Here is a 6,687-nt window from a genome sequence, read left to right on the forward strand (position 1 = left end):
TGGGCCGGTTGATTTGGGCTCGCGCGCGTTTGTTCTTGGCCCACTTGCGCGCGGCCGGGCCCTGGGTGCCGGGGGGCCCCCCGGCGCACGGCACGCCACCACGGGGGCGGCGTCCCGGTACCTGCCTATTCGGCGATCTCGACCTGGATCTCGACCTCGACCGGCGCGTCGAGCGGCAGCACCGCCACGCCCACCGCGGACCGGGCGTGCACGCCCTTCTCGCCGAGGATCTCGCCCAGCAGCTCGCTGGCGCCGTTGAGGACGCCCGGCTGGCCGGTGAAGTCCGGCGCGGAGGCCACGAAGCCGACAACCTTCACGATCCGCTGGATCTTGTCGAGGTCACCGATGACGGACTTCACGGCGGCCAGCGCGTTGAGCGCGCAGGTCGCGGCGAGTTCCTTGGCCTGCTCCGCGCTGACGTCGGCGCCGACCTTGCCGGTGGCCGGCAGTGCGCCGTCCACCATCGGCAGCTGGCCGGAGGTGTACACATAGGCGCCGGAGCGCACCGCGGGCTGGTAGGCGGCCAGCGGCGGCACGACCTGGGGCAGCTTCAGCCCGAGCGCCGCGATCTTGTCCTCCACCGCGCTCATGCCTGCTTCTCCCGCTTCAGGTAGGCCACCAGCTGCTCGGGGTTGTTCGGGCCCGGAACGACCTGGACCAGCTCCCAGCCGTCCTCGCCCCAGGTGTCCAGAATCTGCTTCGTCGCGTGCACGAGGAGCGGCACGGTCGCGTATTCCCACTTGGTCATGGGCCGAGCGTAATACCTGTCCACGGCCGCGCCGGACGCCGTCCGTCCCGGCCCGCCCGCAGCGCCCCCGGACGACGTTCAGCGGCCCGGGACGCCGGGCCCCTACGGATCATCCCTGACCCGTCCCGGACGGATCGCGGGCAGATATCCGGGGCTTCCCAGGTGTATCCCGTGCGTAGCCGGGACGCGGACTGGTTAGGCTCCTTGGCGTGAGCAGGCTCCATGTCGTCAGCGGCAAGGGCGGCACCGGCAAGACCACGGTCGCCGCTGCCCTCGCCCTCGCCCTGGCCACCGAGGGTCGCCGTACCCTCCTGGTCGAGGTCGAGGGCCGGCAGGGCATTGCCCAGTTGTTCGAGACCGAAGCGCTTCCTTACGAGGAACGCAAAATCGCGGTGGGTCCGGCATCGGAAGGTGCCGCACCGTGGGGTGCGTCCGGCGGGGATCCCGCGCGCGGCGGTGGCGGGAGACGGGCGGGCGGCGAGGTCCACGCCCTCGCCATCGACGCCGAACGCGCCCTTCTGGACTACCTCCAGATGTTCTACAAGCTGGGCAGCGCGGGCCGGGCGCTGAAGAAGCTCGGCGCGATCGACTTCGCCACGACCATCGCACCGGGCCTGCGGGACGTCCTGCTGACCGGCAAGGCGTGCGAGGCGGTCCGCCGCAAGGACAAGAACGGCAGGTTCGTCTACGACGCGGTCGTGATGGACGCCCCGCCGACCGGCCGCATCACCCGCTTCCTGAACGTCAATGACGAGGTGGCCGGGCTGGCGAAGATCGGCCCGATCCACAATCAGGCGCAGGCCGTGATGCGGGTCCTCAAGTCGCCCGAGACCGCGGTGCACCTGGTGACGCTCCTGGAGGAGATGCCCGTCCAGGAGACCGCCGACGGGGTCGAGGAGCTGCGCGCCGCCGGCATCCCGGTGGGCGGCATCGTCATCAACATGACCCGCCCGGCGCTGCTGGACAACGGCGATCTCGACATCGCCGCCCGGGACGCCCGTGGGGGCGTCGCCAAGGCGCTCTCCCAGGCCGGTCTGGGCGGCGCCCGCCGCGGCGGCCTGGCGGAACGGCTGATCGACCCCTTGCTGGAGCAGGCCCGCGAACACGCCGAGCGGGTCGAGCTGGAGCGTGCCGAGCACGCCGAGCTGACCGCCCTCGGCCTGCCCACCTACGAGTTGGAGCTGCTCCCCGAGGGAGTGGACCTCGCCGGGCTCTACCACCTGGCGAGAGACCTGCGGAAACAGGGGCCCATATGACCTCGGACAACACGACGCTGGACGCCTCGGCCCCGCGGCTCGAGGTCGACACGCTGCTCGACGACCCGCACACCCGCATCGTGGTGTGCTGCGGCTCGGGCGGCGTCGGTAAGACCACGACGGCCGCGGCGCTGGGTGTGCGCGCCGCCGAGCGCGGCCGCAAGGTCGTGGTGCTCACCATCGACCCGGCCCGGCGGCTGGCGCAGTCCATGGGCATCTCCGAGCTCGACAACGTCCCGCGGCAGGTCAAGGGCGTCGTCGAGACATCGGGCGGCGAACTGCACGCGATGATGCTGGACATGAAGCGCACCTTCGACGAGATCGTCGAGGGCCACGCGGACGCCGACCGGGCCCGCGCGATCCTGGAGAACCCCTTCTACCAGTCCCTGTCGGCCGGGTTCGCGGGCACACAGGAGTACATGGCCATGGAGAAGCTGGGCCAGCTCCGCGCGAACGACGAGTGGGACCTGATCATCGTCGACACCCCGCCGAGCCGCTCCGCGCTGGACTTCCTGGATGCGCCCAAGCGCCTGGGCTCGTTCCTGGACGGCAAGTTCATCCGGGTGCTGATGGCGCCGGCGAAGGTCGGCGGCCGGGCCGGCATGAAGTTCCTCAACGTCGGCATGTCGATGATGACCGGCACCCTCAGCAAGCTCATGGGCGGTCAACTGCTGCGCGATGTGCAGACGTTCGTGGCCGCGATGGACACCATGTTCGGCGGCTTCCGCACCCGCGCGGACGCCACCTACCGCCTGCTTCAGGCGCCCGGTACGGCGTTTCTCGTGGTGGCCGCTCCGGAGCGGGACGCCCTGCGCGAGGCGGCGTACTTCGTGGAGCGACTGGCAGCCGAGGAGATGCCGCTGGCCGGCCTGGTGCTGAACCGCGTCCATGGCAGCGGCGCCGCCCAACTGAGCGCCGAGCGCGCGCTGGCCGCCGCGGAGGCCCTCACGGACCGCATGGCGGAGGACACCCACGCGGACCCGCCCGCGGACGCCGACGCGGAGACCGGGGCGGCCCCGGACACCGCGGCCGGTCCCGACTCCGGCCGCACAGAAAATAATCTTGAAGCCAACGGCATTGTGGATCTCGACGGCGGGAAGGCTGGATCACGTACCGCCGGCGGCCTCTCCCCCGCTGCCGCGGCGGAGCATGTGACACCCACCTCGGCCTCAGCGGCGCAACTGGCCGCCGGGCTGCTACGACTGCACGCCGAACGGATGCAGGTCCTCGCGCGCGAACGGCGCACACGGGACCGCTTCACCGCGTTGCACCCCGAGGTTCCGGTGACGGAGGTCGCCGCGCTGCCCGGCGATGTCCATGACCTCGCGGGACTGCGTGCCATCGGCCACCGCTTGGCGCTGAACGCCACGGATACCGACGACCCCACGGGCACCGGCGACTGAGCCGTACGGACACCCGGCGCAGTCCTCCGCACCCCGAGCCCGCCACACACCGACGAAGCGCCCGTACCTCACACCCCCGGGCGCCGCACCACCTCTTCACCGGGCGCGCCGGAACAGCGCGCCCACCCCCATCCGTGCCTCCAACTCCGGTGCCTCGCACCGTGACTGACGGCGCGTCGCGTCTGTCGGACCGATCAGACCGCGCCATCAACCGAACCTTCTCGGCCGACTTCTCCCGGCCGGTACCCGCGGCTACCCGACCGCGGCGAACTCGTCGAAGGTCTCGTCATCACAGTCCACCGGCAGAATGCCCGTGCTGCGCTCATATTCCGTACGCGCTGTCTCCAGCAGCCGGCGCCATGACGTCACGGTCGGGCGGCGACGCAGCAGCGCCCTCCGCTCGCGTTCGGTCATCCCGCCCCACACGCCGAACTCCACCCGGTTGTCCAGGGCGTCGGCCAGGCACTCCGTGCGCACCGGACATCCGGTGCACACCGCCTTGGCGCGGTTCTGCGCCGCCCCTTGAACGAACAGTTCATCCGGATCGGTAGTGCGGCAGGCTGCCTGTGCACTCCAGTCGGTTACCCAGCTCATGCTGGCGCCGTCCTCTCCCGAATCGAGGCTCCCCCACGGCGGCAATCGGCATATTCACCGTTGCCAGTTGAGGACGTTACGGAAGGCAGGCAGGGCGCAACACCCCCTTCGGGCCCAATCTTGGATGGCCCGAACGGACTATGCGTATGCGGCAGATCACCCAACGGAGTGACCGCAGGACATACGTCACTTTGCGCGCAAGACGGGACAGTTCACCGCCCTGACACGGGGTTTTCCTCGGCGCCTGCGGTCACGTGGGGGTGCGTACCGCGGGGAGTGGGGGTTGACGAACTCGGGCGTAACCGTTCGGCTGTGGTAGCTGAGGACAGGCTAAACGAACACGTGCGCCCCTGTCCGGCGGATTGAGAACGTAGGCTGCCCTCATGCCTAAGAAGCGCGATGGCGGAGGTCTGTCCAAGACGCAGCAGGCCGCCAAGTTCCTCGGTGTCAGCGTCCTGGCCGGAGCGGTACTCGCCGGTCTTGCGCTCCCTGCGGCCGGGGCGCTCGGTCTGACCGCCAAGGGATCGGTCGAGGGCTTCGACGACATCCCCGCGAACCTCAAGACACCGCCGCTCAGTCAGCGGACCAGGATCCTGGACGCGAAGGGCGGCGAGATCGCCAAGGTCTACTCCCGTGACCGCACGGTCGTCGGCCTCAACGACATGTCGCCGTACATCCGGAAGGCGATCGTCGCGATCGAGGACGCGCGCTTCTACGAGCACGGCGCCATCGACATGAAGGGCATCCTGCGGGCGGTCAACAAGAACGCCCAGTCGGGCGGCGTCTCCCAGGGCGCCTCGACGCTGACCCAGCAGTACGTGAAGAACGTCTTCATCGAGGAGGCCGGCGACAACGCGGACAAGGTCGCGCAGGCCACCCAGCAGACCCTCGGCCGCAAGGTCCGGGAGCTGAAGTACGCGATCCAGGTCGAGAAGGAACTGGGCAAGCGCAAGATCCTTCAGAACTACCTCAACATCACGTTCTTCGGGCAGCAGGCTTACGGCGTCGAGGCGGCCGCCCAGCGCTACTTCAGCAAGCACGCCAAGGACCTGAATCTGGAGGAGTCGGCGCTGCTGGCCGGCATCGTCCAGTCGCCCACCCGCTACGACCCGGTCAACGCCCCGCAGGAGGCCACCCGGCGGCGTAACACCGTCCTCCAGCGGATGGCCGATCTGAAGGACGTCACCCAGGCGCAGGCCGACGCGGCCGCCCAGAAGCCGATCAAGCTGGCGGTCAGCCGTCCCAAGAACGGCTGCATCACCGCCACCGACGGCGCCGGCTTCTTCTGCGACTACATCCGCAAGGTCTTCCTCAACGACAAGCACTTCGGCAAGAGCCGGAAGGCCCGCCTGCAACGCTGGGACGAGGGCGGCATGACCATCCGCACCACCCTCGATCCGCAGTCCCAGAAGTCGGTCCAGGCATCGCTGAAGGACCACGTCTACGAGGACGACCCGGTCGCCGGTGCCGCCACCATCGTCGAGCCCGGCACCGGCAAGATCCTCGGCATGGGCCAGTCGCGGCCGTACGGCTTCGGTGAGAACCAGACCGTGATCAACCTCTCGGTCGATCACGGCATGGGCGGCGGCGCCGGCTACCAGCCCGGGTCGACCTTCAAGCCGGTGATCGCGGCGGCCGCGCTGGAGCAGGGGACGAACCCGGAGCAGGAGTACCCCTCGCCGTACCGGATGCCGTACCCGAGCCCGGTGCAGACCTGCGACGGCGAGTGGCAGGGCAGCGCCATGACGCAGAACGAGAACCGGGAAGAGGTCGGCCCGTACGCCATGAAGGAGGCGACCGCGAAGTCGGTCAACACCTACTTCGTGCAGCTGATCAGCGATATGGGCATCTGCCCCGCGGTGAAGATGGCCCAGAAGATGGGCATCGAGCGGGCGGACGGCAAGCCGTTGCAGGAGGTCCCGTCGATGACGCTCGGTGTGCAGGAGATGTCGCCGCTGACCATGGCGGCCGGCTACGCCGCCTTCGCCAACGGCGGTGAGTACTGCTCCCCCGTTGCCATCGAGTCGATCACCGACGCCCGGGGCCGGGCGCTGAAGGTCCCGCGGACCAGCTGCCGCAGCGCGATGTCCAAGAGGACCGCCGACACGATCAACACCCTCCTCAAGGGCGTGGTCGAGGACGGCACCGGCAGGGAAGCCGGCCTCCAGGGCCGGGACAGCGCCGGCAAGACGGGCACCAGCGACAGCCGCTACGCCGCCTGGTTCGTCGGCTACACGCCGAACGCGGCCGGCGCGGTCTGGGTCGGTGACCCGTTGCACAAGCGGAAGATGTACGACATCAGCATCGGCGGGGTCCCGCACGACAAGGTCTACGGCGCCGACACCCCGGGCCCCATCTGGCGCGATGCGATGACCGGCGCGCTCGCCGACCGGCCCGCGCCCGAGCTGCCCACCGTCCCGATCGACGACCCCGCCAAGGACCAGCCCCAGGGCGACGACAAGGGCCGCGGCAAGCACAAGCCCGGCCGGGGCCACGGCGGCGCCAACAAGCCGGGCGGCGGCTGGCACATTCCGGGCTTCCCCGACATCCTGGGCGGCGGCAACGGCGGCTGACCGGCGGCCGATTGGCCCGTACGACAACGGCTGAGGGGCGCCCCCGTGGTGGGGGCGCCCCACAGCCGTCATTCCGGGACCCCGTCCGGCCCCGTCAGCCCGCCCGCAGCTTG

General features: G+C 70.1%; 6 protein-coding genes. 3 read left to right on the top strand and 3 right to left on the bottom strand.

Translation table 11 applies throughout. The features are described from left to right. Positions 1–125: 125 nt before the first annotated feature. Both ACFWJW_RS14785 and ACFWJW_RS14790 read right to left on the bottom strand, forming a co-directional pair. Positions 126–590, bottom strand: coding sequence for a RidA family protein (locus ACFWJW_RS14785; RefSeq protein ID WP_387239976.1), 465 nt, complete (start codon positions 588–590; stop codon positions 126–128). Further along, positions 587–748 carry a DUF4177 domain-containing protein gene (locus tag ACFWJW_RS14790; protein WP_003975360.1) on the bottom strand — a complete coding sequence of 54 codons (162 nt, stop codon included), beginning with the start codon at positions 746–748 and terminating at the stop codon, positions 587–589. Before ACFWJW_RS14790 ends, ACFWJW_RS14785 begins: the two co-directional genes overlap by 4 nt. Positions 749–957: 209 nt before the next feature. Between ACFWJW_RS14790 and ACFWJW_RS14795 the strand changes: the two genes are divergently transcribed. After that, positions 958–2,004, top strand: a complete 1,047-nt coding sequence (locus ACFWJW_RS14795; protein ID WP_387239979.1) for an ArsA-related P-loop ATPase — start codon at positions 958–960, stop codon at positions 2,002–2,004. After that, positions 2,001–3,407: an ArsA family ATPase gene (locus tag ACFWJW_RS14800; protein ID WP_387239982.1), complete on the top strand. Its 1,407-nt coding sequence runs from the start codon at positions 2,001–2,003 to the stop codon at positions 3,405–3,407. Before ACFWJW_RS14795 ends, ACFWJW_RS14800 begins: the two co-directional genes overlap by 4 nt. A 252-nt stretch (positions 3,408–3,659) precedes the next feature. Here the strand turns inward: ACFWJW_RS14800 and ACFWJW_RS14805 are convergent, their stop codons facing one another. Further along, positions 3,660–4,001, bottom strand: coding sequence for a WhiB family transcriptional regulator (locus ACFWJW_RS14805; protein WP_387239985.1), 342 nt, complete (start codon positions 3,999–4,001; stop codon positions 3,660–3,662). Positions 4,002–4,384: 383 nt separating this feature from the next. On the opposite strand from ACFWJW_RS14805, the gene ACFWJW_RS14810 reads away from it, so the two are divergent. Beyond that, complete coding sequence (locus ACFWJW_RS14810; protein WP_387239988.1) at positions 4,385–6,574, top strand: transglycosylase domain-containing protein; 2,190 nt, start codon at positions 4,385–4,387, stop codon at positions 6,572–6,574. Positions 6,575–6,687 lie beyond the last annotated feature (113 nt).

The sequence above is a fragment of the Streptomyces sp. NPDC127097 genome, assembly GCF_042724075.1.
Lineage (GTDB): Bacteria > Actinomycetota > Actinomycetes > Streptomycetales > Streptomycetaceae > Streptomyces.